This is a genomic window from Leifsonia tongyongensis (assembly GCF_010686705.1).
In the GTDB taxonomy this organism is placed as follows: Bacteria; Actinomycetota; Actinomycetes; order Actinomycetales; family Microbacteriaceae; genus Diaminobutyricibacter; species Diaminobutyricibacter tongyongensis.
The window spans coordinates 463,887-479,543 of record NZ_JAAGWY010000001.1 but is presented as its reverse complement, the minus strand read 5'-3'; the positions used below and the strand labels follow the sequence as shown (position 1 = coordinate 479,543).

At 63.5% G+C, this 15,657-nt stretch carries 19 protein-coding genes; 11 read left to right on the top strand and 8 right to left on the bottom strand.

Features of this window, described 5'->3' with window-relative positions; genetic code table 11:
- The first annotated feature begins 5 nt into the window (after positions 1 to 5).
- The 8 genes from G3T36_RS02450 to G3T36_RS02415 all read left to right on the top strand — a co-directional run bounded on the left by G3T36_RS02450 (position 6) and on the right by G3T36_RS02415 (position 5,607).
- Positions 6 to 248, top strand: a complete 243-nt coding sequence (locus G3T36_RS02450) for a hypothetical protein (protein WP_163287821.1) — start codon at positions 6 to 8, stop codon at positions 246 to 248.
- Positions 249 to 342: 94 nt separating this feature from the next.
- A complete protein-coding gene (locus G3T36_RS02445; protein ID WP_163287820.1) occupies positions 343 to 555 on the top strand; it encodes a hypothetical protein in 213 nt (70 codons plus the stop codon).
- Positions 556 to 840: 285 nt separating this feature from the next.
- Entirely contained in the window at positions 841 to 1,455 is a 615-nt protein-coding gene (locus G3T36_RS02440; RefSeq protein WP_163287819.1) for a hypothetical protein, read from the top strand.
- Positions 1,456 to 1,903: 448 nt separating this feature from the next.
- Positions 1,904 to 2,806 carry a DUF4190 domain-containing protein gene (locus tag G3T36_RS02435; RefSeq protein WP_163287818.1) on the top strand — a complete coding sequence of 301 codons (903 nt, stop codon included), beginning with the start codon at positions 1,904 to 1,906 and terminating at the stop codon, positions 2,804 to 2,806.
- Positions 2,807 to 2,971: 165 nt separating this feature from the next.
- Positions 2,972 to 3,739 (top strand): hypothetical protein, encoded by a 768-nt coding sequence (locus tag G3T36_RS02430; protein ID WP_163287817.1) that lies wholly within the window; start codon positions 2,972 to 2,974, stop codon positions 3,737 to 3,739.
- Positions 3,736 to 4,077, top strand: coding sequence for a hypothetical protein (locus G3T36_RS02425; RefSeq protein WP_163287816.1), 342 nt, complete (start codon positions 3,736 to 3,738; stop codon positions 4,075 to 4,077). Before G3T36_RS02430 ends, G3T36_RS02425 begins: the two co-directional genes overlap by 4 nt.
- A gap of 139 nt (positions 4,078 to 4,216) precedes the next feature.
- Complete coding sequence (locus G3T36_RS02420) at positions 4,217 to 4,930, top strand: LysM peptidoglycan-binding domain-containing protein (protein WP_163287815.1); 714 nt, start codon at positions 4,217 to 4,219, stop codon at positions 4,928 to 4,930.
- An 8-nt stretch (positions 4,931 to 4,938) separates the two neighbouring features.
- Positions 4,939 to 5,607 (top strand): hypothetical protein, encoded by a 669-nt coding sequence (locus G3T36_RS02415; protein ID WP_163287814.1) that lies wholly within the window; start codon positions 4,939 to 4,941, stop codon positions 5,605 to 5,607.
- Positions 5,608 to 5,676: 69 nt separating this feature from the next.
- Here G3T36_RS02415 and G3T36_RS02410 read toward each other — a convergent pair whose 3' ends face one another.
- Positions 5,677 to 6,321, bottom strand: coding sequence for a hypothetical protein (locus G3T36_RS02410; protein WP_163287813.1), 645 nt, complete (start codon positions 6,319 to 6,321; stop codon positions 5,677 to 5,679).
- A gap of 256 nt (positions 6,322 to 6,577) precedes the next feature.
- Between G3T36_RS02410 and G3T36_RS20075 the strand changes: the two genes are divergently transcribed.
- From G3T36_RS20075 to G3T36_RS02395, 3 genes are all read left to right on the top strand, one after another.
- Complete coding sequence (locus tag G3T36_RS20075) at positions 6,578 to 7,201, top strand: LmrA/YxaF family transcription factor (RefSeq protein WP_163287812.1); 624 nt, start codon at positions 6,578 to 6,580, stop codon at positions 7,199 to 7,201.
- Positions 7,202 to 7,276: 75 nt separating this feature from the next.
- Entirely contained in the window at positions 7,277 to 7,813 is a 537-nt protein-coding gene (locus G3T36_RS02400) for an NAD(P)-dependent oxidoreductase (protein ID WP_205244988.1), read from the top strand.
- A 185-nt stretch (positions 7,814 to 7,998) separates the two neighbouring features.
- Positions 7,999 to 8,439, top strand: coding sequence for a hypothetical protein (locus G3T36_RS02395; RefSeq protein WP_163287811.1), 441 nt, complete (start codon positions 7,999 to 8,001; stop codon positions 8,437 to 8,439).
- A 196-nt stretch (positions 8,440 to 8,635) separates the two neighbouring features.
- Here the strand turns inward: G3T36_RS02395 and G3T36_RS02390 are convergent, their stop codons facing one another.
- The 7 genes from G3T36_RS02390 to G3T36_RS02360 form a co-directional block, all read right to left on the bottom strand.
- Complete coding sequence (locus G3T36_RS02390; RefSeq protein ID WP_163287810.1) at positions 8,636 to 8,860, bottom strand: hypothetical protein; 225 nt, start codon at positions 8,858 to 8,860, stop codon at positions 8,636 to 8,638.
- Between the two features lie 410 nt (positions 8,861 to 9,270).
- On the bottom strand, positions 9,271 to 10,458 hold the full coding sequence (locus G3T36_RS02385; protein ID WP_163287809.1) for a hydroxymethylglutaryl-CoA lyase-like TIM-barrel protein: 1,188 nt from the start codon (positions 10,456 to 10,458) through the stop codon (positions 9,271 to 9,273).
- A complete protein-coding gene (locus G3T36_RS02380; protein ID WP_163287808.1) occupies positions 10,448 to 11,683 on the bottom strand; it encodes a CaiB/BaiF CoA transferase family protein in 1,236 nt (411 codons plus the stop codon). The genes G3T36_RS02385 and G3T36_RS02380 overlap by 11 nt, the downstream gene beginning before the upstream one ends.
- Positions 11,684 to 11,791: 108 nt before the next feature.
- Entirely contained in the window at positions 11,792 to 13,057 is a 1,266-nt protein-coding gene (locus G3T36_RS02375; protein ID WP_163287807.1) for an ABC transporter substrate-binding protein, read from the bottom strand.
- Positions 13,058 to 13,074: 17 nt separating this feature from the next.
- Positions 13,075 to 13,830 (bottom strand): branched-chain amino acid ABC transporter ATP-binding protein, encoded by a 756-nt coding sequence (locus tag G3T36_RS02370; protein WP_163287806.1) that lies wholly within the window; start codon positions 13,828 to 13,830, stop codon positions 13,075 to 13,077.
- Complete coding sequence (locus G3T36_RS02365; RefSeq protein ID WP_205244987.1) at positions 13,811 to 14,635, bottom strand: ATP-binding cassette domain-containing protein; 825 nt, start codon at positions 14,633 to 14,635, stop codon at positions 13,811 to 13,813. The genes G3T36_RS02370 and G3T36_RS02365 overlap by 20 nt, the downstream gene beginning before the upstream one ends.
- The gene (locus tag G3T36_RS02360) at positions 14,632 to 15,657 is read right to left on the bottom strand and encodes an ABC transporter permease subunit (protein WP_163287805.1); all 1,026 of its coding nucleotides are present in this window, start codon (positions 15,655 to 15,657) and stop codon (positions 14,632 to 14,634) included. The genes G3T36_RS02365 and G3T36_RS02360 overlap by 4 nt, the downstream gene beginning before the upstream one ends.

Here is a 15,657-nt window from a genome sequence, read left to right as displayed (position 1 = left end):
CTTAGATGGATTCTAAAACTTTTGAAATCTTTAGTCAATGTTTGAATGCGGTCTTAGACAAACTAAAAATTCGCAAGCGCGGGTCAACCCGCAACTGTGACCGATTTCTTGAACTACGTCCGCGGGATCGACTGGTACGCGATGGCTCGCGTTATCACTTCCGCGACACGGACGCGATCTACGGCCTGCCGGCAGCGGTCCGCGATCTGGTTTGGGCCTTCGATGACGCGATTCGCGCCAAAGGCTGAGTCAACGCACGCCCGTCAAGTGAAACCGCTTAGGTTGGACGTATGAACAGATTCCGGTGCCAACGCTGAGGCGTTGTACTGATTGGACATTTCCATGTCTGCTGTTCCCGAAGGCTACAAGCTCCGCCGGAGCGTCAACCGCCGCATCCTCGGGTCTGACGACTACCAGCATTGGACCGTCGCAGATCTCATCGAGATTCTTGCCGAGTACCCGCAGGACGCACGCGTCTGGGTGATGACGAAGCACCCGCGCATCTACCCGATCGAAGTGATCAGCGCAGACGCGGACGACGTGTTCCTCTCCTGACGCACGTACAACGAGCGCCGCAGTTGTCACGGTGAGCTCATCAGACCTCGGCCGCCGACCGCGCGGGGAGCTGGCTGCCGAGGCTGGTGTGGAAATCCCCACCACCTGTGTCCGGTTCGGCAGCTCGCGCTGATATTGGGGGAAGTTGCGCGGCCCTTTGTCCGTTTCGACTCGTCTCGGGTAGAACTGTCGGGTAGTGGCTCTTCGACCCTGACGGTGGGATGCTCGGCGGGCGCCCCGCCAAGGCTTCTTCGGGCGGCAAGCATGTCGGGTACTGTCGGCGGTGTGAAGCTTTCCTCCGCCACCGTTCTCTGCATCGTGGTTCTTGCTCTTGCTGGTTGCAGTGCGCCAGCCGCAGGCGCGCCGACCCCATCCCGGAGCTCGGCCGCGGCTGCCGCAGCCGCACCAGTCACGACGCCGGGTATCGTCGATGGGCTGCCGGCTGACTGCAACGGACTCTTCCGCGGCCTGGAGACGTTCGTCTCGCCGGACGGTTCGTTGAAGCTGAACCCGGCCTGGAAGTCCGGGCCGGGCACACTGCGATCCATCGCTGATGGATTCGGCACCTACGACCCGACGCTGGCAGGCATGTTGTCCGCCGATCCGGGCGTGATCTGCGACTGGGCGCCTGCCACCGGCCCGAGCACCACGTTCCTCACCACTCAGCTGCGTCAGGTCGATGACGCGACGAGGCAAGCTGCGCTCACGCGGTTGAAAGAACTCGGCTGGGGGTGCAGCGCGGAGTACGACGGCGAATGGTGCCTGACGGACGACTCTCACACTGGAGTGTCAATCGGCGAGTCCCAGTTCCTCGGGAGGGGCGTCTGGCTCGCCTCGGACTGGAACAACGCCGGACCCGAGACCTACACGCCGAGGCTCCTGCAGACCTTGTTCGGCTGAACGCCTAATTCGCGGCGCACCTTCGCCGGAGAACCCGCAGAGACTCCGTAAATTAGCCCCGGCAGTATCGGCCGCTACAAGATACGAATTGTTCCCCCGACCATCAGCGCTTCCTGCCGAACCTGACCTGTGTCCGGGGGTCGACTGGCGGCGGGAACGCCTCAGCGTACTGTCCGCGTCGATCGGGCGGGGATGGTGATGCTCGCTGCCCGTAACCACTCACAGACCAACCACAACCTCGCCCCGAACTGGGGCACCAAACACTCACCTCGGCCTGCGCCTGTCTCGTTAGCGTAGACAAGCCGGTCCCGATGGATCTGAACATGGCAGCCCGCGCGAATACGCCCATCGCCGACGAATAGCCTCTGCCCTCGAGGTCGGAGCTCCGCAATCCGCAAGCCCGAACTGGGGCTAAGGGTTGTCACAGGTTACTGACAGGCTCAACACCATGAGTGATCCCACACAGCCCGAATCAGAGCAGCCGCCAACCATACCTGTCGAGCCGCCCGCCGCACTGATGCCGCCCACACCACCGGCACCTCCCGCCTACCCGGTGCAGCAGCAAGCACCCACGCAGACGCCAGTCGCAACCTACCAGAACCCGCCTTACGGGGAGCCGACTCCCGGCATCCCAGTGACCCTCGTGAAAGAGAAGACCAACGGCCTCGCTGTCACATCGCTAGTACTCGGCATCATCGCCTTCGTTCTCGCGTTCATCCCGTTCGTCAACTTCTTCGCCGCGTTCGTCGCACTCGTCGGTCTTGCTCTGGGAATCGTCGCGATCTTCCAGAAGCGCGCCTCGAAGCCGATCGCCATCACTGGCACAATCCTTTCGTTCGTCGCAGGGGTCCTGTCGATCATCTTGATCGTGGCCTACGCAGCTGCGTTCGTGAACGCTGTCGACGACACAGTGAGCAAGCCGGTCGCCAGCGCCGCGGCCGGAGCCTCCGCCGCGCCGTCGGCTGCACCCGCCGACACGAACTTCAAATTCGGGCAGACCGTCACCTACAAGGACGGCCTCGCCATCACGGTGAGCACCCCCACCCCGTTCACGCCGAGCGACTCCGCGGCCGGAGCAACCCAAGCGAAGAACATCGTGTTCACTATCACCGTCAAGAACGGCACCGCCAAGAACTACGATCCGCTCGTCTACACGTCCCTGTCATCCGGCGGCACCGAAGCAGACTCGATTTTCGACGTCGGTGGCGACATCGGGAATGCACCGACGACGACCATCCTGGCGGGCCAGTCCACCACTTGGAAAGAGGCATACTCGGTCGCCGATCCGGCCCACCTCGTCATGGACGTCAACCCGGGCTTCGGATACAACAAGAGCACGTTCACGAACTAACAGACCTGCACCCCCGGGCGGGGCGTCTTCTTCACGGAAGGCGCCCCGTTCTCTGTTTCTACCCACTTGAAGGTCCAAGGGGAGCGGCTTGGCCGTTCTGGGGGTCGAACGCACCGCACCGCACCCGCTAGACATGTCGACGGGGCTGTCGACATTGGGGGAAACGTGAGCGGACCGAGAGACTGGTCACCGGCCGGATACTGGACTGAGCCCGCCGCGCAGGCGTTGAGACAGGCCCGGTCACGACCTCGCCCCTTGAACGGTCTCGTCGCCGTGATGCTCGGCCTCATATCGGCGTTCCTGCCGTTGGCGACGACGAGCAGACCCGGCTACACCGGCTGGTTCTTCACCACCATCGGGATCAGCGCTGTCGTCCTCGCGGGCAGGTACCGCAAAGCAGGCGGGAGCCTGTTCCTGTCCAGCGCGGGCGGCCTCCTCGGCGTTCTCGGGACAGTGCTGTGCGTCTGGTCCCTGATTGCGTTCTACAGCCCGGCAAGTGTCCCGGCGTTCCCGACGCTTCAGCCAATAACCGCTGCGGTCGCACCGATCCCACCGGGCGCGCCTGCCGTGCAAGCCGGGGCGTTACCAGCACCTGCCCCGAACGTCCGGGTAGTCGCACCGTTCGAAGACGCGAACATCGACCCTCGTAACCAGCTACACGCCAACCTCGTCCATGTCGTCTTCATGCTCGGCGGACCGTTGAGTTACGAGCAGACCCAAGGGATGTTGCCGTCCGCCCTGAGCGTCGCACCAGACGGCACCGTGACCTCGCCCGGCGCCACCTACTCGAAGCTCGCACCGTACATGGCGCTCTCGTACGCCGTCGCACCAGGCGGATTCACGCTCACCGTGAAAGACATCCCGAGCGGAATGGCCGTCGGTGTCGACCCGGGATCGAACCGGGTCATCGACCGGCAGCGGAAGGAACCGTGAGCGACCAGAGTTCTGCCCATGAGAGTGTCCGTGGACCCCTCCTGGCATCGTTCGCCCCGCCGGGCGTCGGAGTACGTGTCGGTTTCTCACCGGTGAACACCAGCTGGCCCTTCCCGCGGGCATTCGACATCTACGAGAACGGGATACTTGTACGCTCGCTCGGCACCTCGGCGTGGATTCCTCGAGGCGCGATCCAATCCATTCGACGTGGGCCCGGGTACGTCAGGATCAAGTGGGAGCTCGGCGGCGGCACCTGCTCCGCCACTGCCAGCAACTGGTTCCGCATCGGTCGCATCAAGCGAGCGTTGGAGGATGCAGGATATGTCCTCGAAGGCTGACGGCAGAGGCGGATCCGGAGATCGCGAACGGGAACGGGAACCAAACCCGTCGCCCCGGACATTCCTTAGTGTGAACGGGTTCTCTGGCGACGCAGCCCGAAGGGCTCTTCCCACCGCGGCGGCGGGTACTGTGTTGCTGGTGACGGTCGCCTTGGCCGGGTGCACGGCCCTCACTCCCGCCGAGCACACCTCTGCGGCGCATCCCGCGCCGGCGACGAAGGCCGTGGCGACAACCTCGGTGACCGTCGCCACCGGAACGCTGACCTCCCCGGACCACGCAACCACCGGGTCAGTGAAGATCGAGAAGACCGACGGGCTCTTCAGCATCACCGTCTCGAACTTCGCAACCAGGCATCAGGGCCAGGTGTTGCTCCTGCTCAACGAACAGGAAACCTCGGTATGCGACCTGGCTGCCTACGCGTGGATCGGCCCCGGAGCAGCTCCTGAGAGCATCCTCACCGCCCTGTTGCCGTCGGGTCCACCTGGTTGGACCGACCCCAGCAACTTCGTTGCACTCACCATCGCGCAGAACGACCCTGCTGGGACCGAGGGTTGCGACCTCAAGGGCATTGCCACGGCACCGCTCACCTGGACGCTTGCCAACCCACGACCGTCGCTGCGTCCGACCGATTTCGGCGCGCGATCTGGCGCGCGGGGCGTCGTCACCTCAAATAGCGGGGTGCCCGCGTCCTACCTGGTCGCCGTCGACGACACCTATACCGACATCGCGGCCCGCTTCGGGATCTCGATCGACGACCTCGAGTACCTCAACCCGGGCTGGACGCAGGCCGACTATGCGCACCCGGGTGCGATCTCGGGAACGCACCTGAACCTCGATCCGGCGAAGCGCTAACGATGGACGTGGATTCCACGAACCCATCGCCGGGTTCCGTCTTCGGTGAGGATTCCGCGCGAGCGCTGCGGGCGGCGCAACGGGTGTGGAGTGCTGGCACCTGGTCGCTCGTGCTGTGGGTCGTTGGCACGCCGATCGTAAACGCCACGTTGCAGGCTCCGCCGATCGTCTGGGTGGTGACGTCGGCGATCACGGTGTTCGTCTTCGTCCCTGCGTTTGTCGTGTCCCTCGTTGCCTCTGAACGCTTGCGCGGCAAGGCATCCCGCCTGGCTGGTGAGCATCTCGACTATCGCGTGAACGGAGAGCGCGCTGCCGTCCCGAAATGGTTGATGAAGCGCGGCCCAGCATCCACATTGAAGGTGGTCGCCCACGCAAAAGCAGAAGAGGAATCAGCGACAGCCCCGGCGCGACCGCGCATCGCCGACCTGCGCGCCGCTGTCCCTCGACGCACCTGGGTTGTGAGCGTCACCGGAGCGATCCTGCTGGTTCTCGGTGTGCTTCTTTCCATCGCGGCAGGGGTCATCGCATTTGTCGCGGCCACGGAGCCTGTCGCGATCTCACCGGCCGCGCTCTTCGCCTCGGCGCTGGCGTGCTACGCGATCGGGTACCCGATGATGCTCGCCCTCGCCCGCAACTTCGGGCGCACGAACGGAAAGACGGGCACCGGCTCGCGCTGAAAAACGGTCACTCGGTGCAGCACCACCGAAAGGTTCATGGCCAGCTGACGACAAGCGCCGGCTGCGCCTTCACTCGACGCCTGAGGCCGTCCGGAACCCACGAACTGCGTCGGCCAACGAATCGTTCCGAACGAACCCCGGCAACACGCGCCCGAAGCGCATGAGATGGACGCTGAGCCGTCCATGGGCGGTCCCATCCTCGAAGACGATGTCGAGGCACGGGACCATCCGGGCGCCCGATTGAGAGGAACCGAGTTCGACACGGCGGACAGCGGCAGACCTGAACGCTGCGACCTGCCGAGGGTTGTGAGAACCGCGGAAGAACCGGACCGCCTCGCGGTCGGCCACGATACTGACGTAGGCGCTGGGGCGAAGGCGCGTGCGCTTGCCGGTCGACTGCATCGAGAACGCGTCGGCCTGTGAGACTAACGTCGAGTCGGTCGCGACTTCCGCGATGAACGCGGTCGGATAGAGGCGTCTAAGTGCGCGTGTCCTGACCCGATCCAGCCACGCGAACATCTCGGACAGGGCGAACAGCAGAACGACGATTCCCGCCCCGATGATAAGTAGCATCCCCATCACGTCGAGCCAGCTGTTGCCCTCGTCATGCGCGCTGACGACGCGCGCCACGAGTCCGAGGACGGCCACCCCCAACGCGAGACCATAGACGACTACGGGAAAAGTGCGAGGGCTCCTGCTGTCCGGCTCGGTCATGGCGCAATCATGGCAGAAGGTTAGATGGGTTCCGCTCAATGGCTGTTGAGCAGGAGGATGCCGCCGATGATCATCTCGACTGCGACGACTAGGACGATCCACACCGGAATCGCCTACGGCGACTTGCTTTGCCGCTGACGAACCATTGCGTATTGATCGCGGTGTAGGACGACGTCTGTAATGGACGGCGCCTGTCGACGGATGACCAATGATCAAGAAAATGTACTACTGAGTACATTCGGGTTAGCCTTCAGGCGTGTCGACTACCGAAGTGAGCGCGGGCCCGAAGACCTCGAAGGGGCAGGCCACGCGTGCTCGAATCGTGGACGCGGCTGCGGCTCTCGTCTTCGAGCGCGGTGTGGCTCGGACGAGCCTGGACGATGTCGGGGTTGCGGCGCGCGTTGGAAAGTCCCAGATCTATCACTACTTCGCCGATAAGTCCTCTCTAATCAGCGCGGTCATCGAACGCCAGACCGACTCGGTGCTGGCAGAACTGACTCCTTTCAGCCTCGATAGCTGGGACGCGTGGTCGATGTGGCGGATCCACATGGTCGCCATGCAGCTCGATAATCAGTGCGCGGGCGGCTGCCCGATCGGATCGATCGCGAATGAAATGGCGGACTTCGACGAAGAGGCCCGGTCGATTTTGGTCGACAGCTTTGATCGGTGGGAGAAGGCTTTCGAGCAGGGAATTGTTGCCATGCGGACGGAGGGCCTTCTGCGGGCCGAGATCGAGCCGAACATCGTCGCAGCAGCGATTCTCTCTAGCGTCCAAGGGGGCTTGTTGCTGTGCAAGACACAAAAGGACACAGCGCCCCTTGAGGCCTCCCTCGACGCTGCCATCGCCTATCTCCGATCGTTCGCCGCCGGGCGCGCGTGATCGTGGATTCGACTCCGAACGAAATTGCCCTGCCTGGGCAACTGCTTTCCTAGCGCCCTTATCCACGGCTGCACCATGAACGGGCACCCCTGCCCGACGGCCGCAAATCACGCACGCCAAATCCCCAATAGAAAGCAGAACAATATGAAGTTTCTAGTCCTTGGAGCAACCGATCGCACCGGCGTCCCCTTCGTCAAAAAGGCACTCGACCAGGGGCACGAGGTCACCGCCCTCGTTCGGAGGGCCGACGCGAACGTTGACCCGCGCGCTCAGATCGTCAGCGGCGATGTCACCGATGCCGCAGTGATCGCGACGGCGGCCCGCGGCCACGATGCGGTCATCAGCACGCTCGGAGCCAACAACGTCCGCGAAACCCCGACCTTGGTCACGGATACAGTCCGCGCCGTCGTCGCATCCGCGAAAACGTCAGGCGTGGACCGGTTCGTGATCGTGTCCGCATTCGGAGTCGGAGATTCTCTCGCCAAGGCCTCGCTCCTGGCCGGTCTGATATTCCGCACTGCGCTGCGCAAGACGTACGCAGACAAAGCCGCGTCGGAATTGCTATTGAAGGCCAGCGAGCTGAAATGGACGCTTGGCTACCTGGCGCATTGAACGACCGGGACAGCTCGAGCTATTCCGCAGCCGCACTCGAGGATGTCAAGAAACTGCCGATCCTCCCGTCAACGTCTCGCGCCAACGTGGCCGACTTTCTCCTTCACTCGGCCGTGGAAGACACTTTCATTCGCAAAACCGTCGTCGTCATCGACAGCAAGTAGGCCAGAGAAAGGGAGGCGATCATGAACACACCCACGCTGAGAACCCTGAACGTATTTATCGCTCTCGTTTCAGCGACATCGCTCTCGATCTTCGCCCAAGCTGTCCTGGCGGGAGAATTCGTCTCGCAGACTCACCGTGACGGGTGGATTGACGCGAATGGGACTGTTGCCGACGTCGTTGCGGGTCTCGCATTGGTCACGATGATCTTCACGATTGTCGCCCTGCGTAACTCGCACCGATCGTTTCTTGGGCGGACGATCACGCTCTTTGTGCTCGTGGTCGCCCAGATCTTCATCGGTCCCTTCATCACGGACTTCAACCAAGATTGGCTCATCGCAATCTACGTTCCGCTTGCGTTCATCATCTTCGGCGGGGGCATTCTGCTCCCCTTCCAAGTAGTCGGAATGCGCCTCGCGGCCGCCGTCGCGACGGTGGGCGTGGCCACGCACACCGCAGCGTAGGCCGAAAATTAGTCACACCCACGCATTGAACGCTCGAGCCGTCCGGTCACATAGGCGACTGGGCGGCTCTCTTCGTGGTGCCCGCAGGGCATCGGGCAGCATCTCGGTGTCGCTCCGGGCGGCCGTCGTTCTGGGAATCGATGGCATGGGAAGTCCCCGTCAGCCGTGGGCGAACCCTGCTAGGTTGCCAGCCGCCTCAGGCGCGACCCTCCTCGCTATAGGGGGTCTCAGCGTCTGTATCTCCGTCGGCGTCGCGGTCGTGGAAGTTGGTTGCCTCGTCTCTGACTAGGTCGGTCAAGACTCCGTGCTTTTCTTGGTTGTCGCCGGTGAGTGCTCCGTCGTCGTCGCCTTCGAGACCTGGCGCCTTTCCGTTTGTCTGGTCGAACTCGCCAATCGGTTCGTTATCGCGTGAGCTGGTCATCGTTGCTCCTTAGGTGTTGCAGTTGTGTTCGGCTCATGGGTTTAATGCCGGACGGCCTCGACGGTAGTCGTTTGCCGGCGGGGCGCAACCCCAGACGTTGTGCATGTGGCGTCGGCTCAGACAAGACAGTGGGCACGGTAGCGTTTGACGTGGCGCGGAGCGGTCATGCAGAGGCTTCATGTGCTCGGCGCTGGCGGGAGCTGGATCGGATCGCGCAGGCTGCGTCCCATCGCAAGCTTCGCGACGGGGGGCACTCGATGTGTCCGTCGAGCATGGCGACGCTGTCGTATTCTGGATTGCGATTCTAGTCAGGGTCGGCGCTTGCGTCGAAGATGAGATGCGCGTCGCTGAGAATCAGTCTGCTCCGAGGGACCTCTTAAAGTGAGGAGAGCTGCCCAGCGGCGGGTTAGCTAGGTCAAGCAACGGATGCCTGTCTGCACAACGGTCGTCGCGAAGTCGTGTGCAGCCTGGCTAGGGTCCTGGCCGTTTTCGACCGCATCTCGCACGGGCGACGTGACAGGCGACTTCCAGGGGGAGCGGGCGCCTTCGTATGCCGCTGGTCCCCGGCGGAAGTGCTCGGCTTGCTCTTTGGTTTCGACGAAGGGCATGTCGACCGGGTACAGGCGGTCGCCACGGGGGCGCGCGCCGACCCGCGAGAGGTGGCCCCACAGTTCGTGACCGACGACTTTTTCGGCTAGCAGCGAGGCTTCGATGATCGCGTCCTGGTCGACGGGGCAGGGGATGCCCAGCTCGCACAGCAGGTCCACGAAATCTTCGGTCGGGATCATGCGGGTCATCCGTCCGTGGCCACCGTACGGGCAGCCGCCCATTCCGCCGACCGAGGTGTCTATGACCAAGGTGTCATCGGGGCCGAGGCAACGGATGGCCTGGTAGGCCGACGCCAGTGCGACGCCGCGGGCATCGTGGAGGTGCAGGTGGAACGTCGTGATCTGCGGCCAGCGTTCCTTGATCGCCAGGAGTTGCGACTCGACACGATCGGGCAAGTTCCACGCCATCGGGTCGCCTATCCACACGCGGTCGACGATGATGCCCGCGTCCGTCCACAGGCGCATCTGTCGTTCGAGCATGTCCATGCGGTAGTCCTCATCGAAGCGGCCGAGCCAGTTCGACCCCCAGGCAGCGTTGATGCCGATGCCCGCCGTCGTTTCGCCTTCTGCGACCGCGCGCTCGACGATCCGCGGCCATTCCGCGATCTCGTCGGCCTGCGAGCGATTGGAATTGCGTCTGACGAAGACGTCGCAGAGGTGCACGAGTGTGCGTGGCGCGTCCGAGGGCAGGCTGAGCGGGGGCATGAAGTCCCGCATCCGCTCGCGTCCGCGCTGGTTGAGGGCGAGCGCTGTGTAGGTGACGCCGTCGACGGGTGTGAAACCGGCGACCACCTCATCGACGTGTGCCATCTGGGGGGTCCAGGCCGGGCTGACGAAAGAGCCGACGACGATCGTCTCCAGGCCGGTCCGTGAGAGCGCATCCAGCAGTGCGATCTTGTCTGCGCTGCTGATAGATGCGCTCTCGATCTGCATGCCCTCGCGCATGCCCTCTTCAACGATCCGCACGCGGGGGTAACGGTCAGAAGACATGGGAGACCTTTCGGATGGCGGGACTCAGCACCCGTTCGGCGCGGAGGGCGGCAACCTGCTCGGGCGAGTAGCCCAGCTCTGTGAGGATCTCATCGGTATGTTCGCCCAGCAGCGGTGGCGGGGAGGAGGGGGACAGCGTCGTCCCGTCGACGTGGATGCCACTGCCGACGAGGCTCACCATGCGGCCGCCGGATGCGGGCAGTTCCATCTCGTGGACCAGACCGCGCGCGACGACCTGGGGCTGCGCCAGAGACTCTTCCACGGTCAGAACGCGCCCGGCGGGAACGCCTGCTTCCGAGAGGAGGTGCTCCCACTCGATGGCCGTTCGAGCCGCCAACGATTCCTCGAGTTCGAGGGTCAACGCCTCGCGGTTTTTTTTTCGATCGCCACGGGTGCTGAACCGGGAGTCGGTGATCAGGTGTTCGCACGCGCAGACGCGACACAGGACCTCGAATTGCGCCTGCGAGTTGGCGGCGATGTTCAGTTGTCCGCGGCCTGTCCGGAAGGTCCCCGACGGGGACGATGTCACGTTGTGATTGCCGCGTCGGCGCGACGGACGGCCGCCGACGAGATAGTCGGAGACGGCCCAGCCCATGGCTGTGAGTGCGGTTTCGAGCATCGAGACGTCGAGGAAGCATCCGGCACGTTCTTCGCCGCGCCGTGCGAGAGCAGCACAGATCGCCATCGCCGCCGCGAACCCGCCGAGTGTGTCGGCGATGGGAAAGCCTGCGCGTACCGGGTCGGTTTCGGGAAAGCCTGTCACGTCGATCATGCCGGCGAGGCCCTGGATGATCTGGTCGTATGCTGGGCGCGATGCGATCGGCCCGGTCTGGCCGAAGCCTGAGACAGCGCAGTAGACCAGGTGCGGGTTGATCTCGCGAATGCGTTCGGGCGGGAATCCGAGGCGGCCGAGCACTCCTGGTCGCATGTTCTCCAGCAGCACGTCCGACTCTTGGATCAGGCGAGTGAAGATCTCGCGTCCGCCAGGGGTTTTGAGATCGACGGCGATGGAGCGTTTGCCTGCGTTCTGGGCGACGAAGGAAGGGCCCATCGAGGGGATGTGCTGCGGGTTTTCGCTGCCGAGGTCGCGAGCAGGGTCGCCGCCATCGGGGATCTCGAGCTTGATCACGTCGGCGCCCATGAGGCTTAGCTGGTAGGCGGCGAATGGGCCGGCGAGGATCGTGGTGAGATCGAGTACTCTCACGCCGTCGAGAAGGTCGTTCATGATTCTCCTTCGTCGGGGACGTCAGGGACCGGATGGTGGGGAGCAAGAGTTCAGCTGAGCCGTGCGGCGGACACCTGTATCCCGGCGTCCGCCGCACGAACTCATCGCTCAGCCGGCGCTGGCCGAAATCTGGGCAGGCGTAACGTATGTGCCATCGGTGTTCGTGAGGTCGGAATTGAAGCCGACGACCGAGAAGCCGCTGAACACGTTGTGGTAGGCGTTGAAGTTGTCATCGCCACCGGCACCCTGGTAGTCGATCTGCTTCCCGGCAGTCAGGAGCGCGACGCATGCCTTGTAATCGGTGCACTGGGTGCCCGGAGGGCTCGCGACATCTTTGACGTGAGTGACCCAGACCTTCGGGTCGGTCGATTTCGCCTCTGTCATGGCCAACGCGGCGATAACGATCGAGTCGTATTCGTTGAACGTTGTCGGCAATGGCTGCACCGGCCCGTAGACGGACTTGTAGTCGGCGAGGAAGTGCGCGTATCCGTTGCCGCTCGGCGATGCTGCGACCGCAGCGAAGAGGTTGGTCGGCGCCTTGGGCCCGAACGCCGTGGCGTATGCCTTCGACGATTGGAGGTCGTCGCCGATCCAGGGAGTGTCGAGATAGCCGAGTTGCGCTGCGTTGGCCCACAGCGTCGACGCCGTCTGAGTGTCGAAGGACGAGAAGATCACATCAGGATGGCCCGCGAACGCTTTTGACAGTTCCGACCGGTAGGAGCCTTGGCCGGGAACGATCGTCTGGGTGCTCTGCACGGTGCCGCCGAGCTTCTTGAACGCCGCGGTCAACGGAGCGATGAAGCCTTGCGAGTTCGCCGAATTGTCGAAGATCAGCGACGCCGTCTTCAACCCCTTCGTCTTTGCCGCGTAGTAGGCCATGGCCACGGACTCGTTCGAGTCCGATGAGGTGACGCGGAACACGTAGGGGTACTTCATCTTGTCAAGGGCTGTCGTTCCGCCGATCATGAAGTCCGGTACGTGGTTCGCGCCGAAGTTGCCGATGACGGCCTCGATCGTCGGCGAGAAGGGGCCGATGACCGCGACGGGACTGTCGAGCATCAGCTTGCGGAATGCCGGAAGGGTGTCGACGGAGTCAGCGGCATCGTCGGCGCTGGCCGTCTTCAACTGGTGACCCATCACGCCGCCATTGTGGTTCACCTCGTAGATTCCCGCTCCGACGCCGTGGGTCCCCCAGTCGGAAAGAATCGACTTCCCGCCGGTGAACGGGAAGATTTCGCCGATCGTGAGTTTGGCGTGCGGGTCGGATCCGCCCGTGCTCGAGCAGCCGGTGACGGCGAGCGAGAACGTGACGATAATGCTGGCACCGAGCGCGAGGCGACGGCTTCGTCGCGTGCGCGCTGTGAGTGGGTTCATTGCTGTACCTCTTTCTCTCAGTGATTGATGGAGCTGATGGTGCTGGTCGTACTGGCAGAACTGTTGGTCCGGTCTTGGCCGAGGAAGATGCCGGCGAGGTCGAGCTTCGCGATCTCCTCTACCGGCCCGTGCGCGTGATTTGTGCCGGCAACGAGCACGTGGACGAACTGTGCATGCGTGAGGGCACGCTCGACGTTCTGTTCGATCACGAGAACCGCGGTGCCTTCACCCGCGATTCTGCCGATCTGCGTCCAGACGATGTCCGTGTAGGCGGGAGACAGACCCGCCGTCGGCTCATCGAGGACGATCACGGACGGTTCGGCCATCAGCGCTCGCGCCATGGCGAGGAGGTTCTGCTGGCCGCCAGAGAGGTTGCCCGCCTTCTTGTCCTGCGCTTTCTGCAGGTCGGGAAAGACGCGGAAGACCTGCAGCATGCGCTCTCGGGGGTCGCCCTTCGACGGATATCCGCCCACCTCGAGATTCTCTTTCACCGTCAACGTCCTGAAGACGTTGTCGTTCTGCGGCACATAGCTCAGACCGTGGCGAGGGATCAGATGCCCGGGTACTCGCGTGATGTCCACGCCGTTCACCAGGATCCGACCTGTACTCGGACGGAGGATGCCAGCGAGCGTCTTCGCAAACGTCGACTTTCCCGCCCCGTTCGGGCCCACGATGGTCGTGATCTTTCCTGACGGCGCCGACAGACTCACGTCTCGTACGATCGGAGAGCGACCGTAGCCGCTCGAAATGTTCTCAGCTGTCAATGCGTCCATCGAGCACCCCTCCCAAGTACGCGCGAACAACCTCAGTGTTGTCGCGCAGTTCACTCATCTGGCCGGTGGCCAGGGTGCGGCCTTCGGCCAGGACGATGACGTGGTCGCAGATCTTCTCCACAACCGCGAGGTTGTGCTCGACCATCATCACCGTGACACCGGTCTTCCGGAGGTCGAGGATGTGGTCGCCGATCCTGTCGATCAGCACCGGGTTCACTCCGGCCATCGGTTCGTCGAGCAACAGGATCTTCGGCTCCGCCATCACAGCCCGAGAGATTTCGAGTAATCGCTTCTGGCCGCCGGAGAGAGCGCGCGCCCATTCATCGCGCACCTCGTACAGCCCGTACTGGGCGAGCACGGCGGCCGCCCTGGCCGTGATCTCCTTCTGCTGCGAGGCAACGAGCCGTGGGCGGAAGTAGATATCGATGAGAGACTCGCCGCGTTGCCTGCGGGCCGCGACCATGAGATTCTCGAAGACCGTCAGGCCGCCGAACTCGCGCGAGAGCTGGAACGTGCGGACCATCCCGAGGTCGGCGCGCTTGTGTGTGGGCAGTCGAGTGACGTCCTGATCGCCGATGGTCACCGACCCCGTGTCGCTCGCCATCGCCCCGGACAGGATGTTGACGACGGTGGTCTTGCCTGCGCCGTTCGGACCGATGAGGGCTGTCACACTGCCTTCGGGTACGGCAAAGGTCGCACCGTTGACGGCCTTGGCCCCACCGAACGACTTGTGAAGGTCGACGCAGGCCAGCGCGGCAGATTCGGTCGACCGGTCGGCCGCGGTCGTTTCTGCTGTCAATGTCACAGTGACTCCTTCGCTGATGCTCGTTGGCCGGAGCGCAGGGCGCGCAGGCCCGTGGCCTGTTCACCGGCGTTCAGTCCGCTGAGCCGCTTCTTCTCGGGGATGACCCCCTGGGGACGGAACCAGAGCGTGACCATCAGGAGCACACCGATGGCAATGGCCGCAATGTTCAGGACCAGCCCTGGATGGCCAGGAACATCCGGGATGAACTTCGGCAACTGAGTGAAGAGCACTGGCACGATGAGAGCACCGAGGATCATCCCCTTGTTGTTGCCGATTCCACCGACGATCACGGCGGCGAAGATCAGGAAGGTCTCGCCGGGAAGCCAGGCACTGGTGTTGAATGCGCCAGAGAACTCGATGAGCAGACCGCCACCGATTCCGGCGTAGAACGACCCGACCAGCATCGCGGTCATCTGGTACTTGAAGACGTTCTTGCCCAGCGCCTGGGCCGAGTCGGGATCGTCGCGGATGGCGCGCAGTGTGCGTCCCAGCGGCGATCGGGTAATCCGGCTCATGAGCCACCACATGATGAGTGCGATAACAGCAGCAACAGCGGTGAAGAAGGGGACGAAGGTGTTCGTGTCGAGGCCCATGACATCGGCGAACGGCTCGGGCACGTTCGTGAGGCCGTCCGCCCCATTGAACAGCGGGACGAAGTTGTTGATGATGTCGTAGAGCACCAGCGACATCGAAATCAGAACCATGGCAAGGTAGTCCGTGCGCAGCCGACGGAAGGCTATCGCCCCGACCAGGACGGCGAACGCGCACGACGCAAGGGCCCCGAGTATCAGCCCGACCGGGAACGGCAGTGTCCACCCGAGAATCCATTTCTGGCTGGACCCTGGCTGTGGCTGCCCCATGCTGGTGACCCCGGTCACGTAGGCGCCGATGGCTACGAACCCGATGTAAGCGAAGTTGAGGATGCCGCCTTCACCGAACTGAAGGTTGAGGCCCCACCCGAGGATGCAATACGCAAGGACGAAGAATATGAGCGTGAAGAGGTAATAGACGAGGGGTGACAC